This is a genomic window from Synechococcus sp. H60.1 (assembly GCF_047462335.1).
In the GTDB taxonomy this organism is placed as follows: Bacteria; Cyanobacteriota; Cyanobacteriia; order Thermostichales; family Thermostichaceae; genus Thermostichus.
Genome location: NZ_JANSJA010000170.1, coordinates 1 through 794, shown reverse-complemented (window position 1 = coordinate 794; position 794 = coordinate 1). Strand labels below are relative to the sequence as shown.

Below are 794 nucleotides of genomic sequence, written 5' to 3'. Positions count from 1 at the left end.
GAAGAATGGCGTCAACACCTCTAAGAATAGGCAGCCGAGAACTTCCCTGGCTAACCCTATCTGGGCAGCAAGACAGCGGCAGGGATCCCAGCCAGCCAGGAGATGAACCCGAACTAGAGCCGCGCAGGCCTTGGCCGGGGATCCCATCGGTTTGCTGCGCCTGCTGGGAAAACGATTGCCTACGATCTAGACCCCTCTTGTCGAGGCGGGGGATCCCGCCCTGGTCTTGTTACAGAAATTTAGAATCGTTACAATAGTTAGCATCTTTGCATTGCAGGTTTCATCTTATGGCACTCACTCAGCGCTTTCCCGTGCTGTTTGTCTCAGTTTTGCGTCACGACAGCGTAGCCCCGCGCTGGTCTCAAGTGGCGTGGACTGTCTTGCGGGTGGTGGCAGGGCTATTCATGATTCACAACGGCCTCGACAAACTGGCTGATATCGAGGGGTTTGCAACGGCTTATGTAGAAGTGATCGGGTTGCCTTTCCCGATCTTTTTTGCTTATGTAGCTGCCTATACTGAACTGATTGCAGCTCCGCTGGTGGCAGTGGGTTTGTTGACCCGCGCGGCGGCGTTGGGTTTGTTCGCCACGATGGCGGTGGCCATGTTCCACCACATCAAGGTGGCCGGCTTCAGCGTTCCTTATCTGGAGCTATCGGCTATCTACGCGGCCATCTTCTTGGCCTTTGCGGTGAATGGCGGCGGCTGGTTCTCTTTGGATCAGCTCTTGGCGAACGGTATTGAGGCGGGGCTGAACCGCTCCAGCCGACAAAAGTTGGAGAGCCTGGAGTCTTCG

At 56.0% G+C, this 794-nt stretch carries 1 protein-coding gene; it reads left to right on the top strand.

Annotated features, from left to right (window positions below):
- Positions 1-287: 287 nt before the first annotated feature.
- On the top strand, positions 288-794 hold a 507-nt coding region (locus NW852_RS08655), incomplete at its 3' end, for a DoxX family protein (protein WP_414426651.1).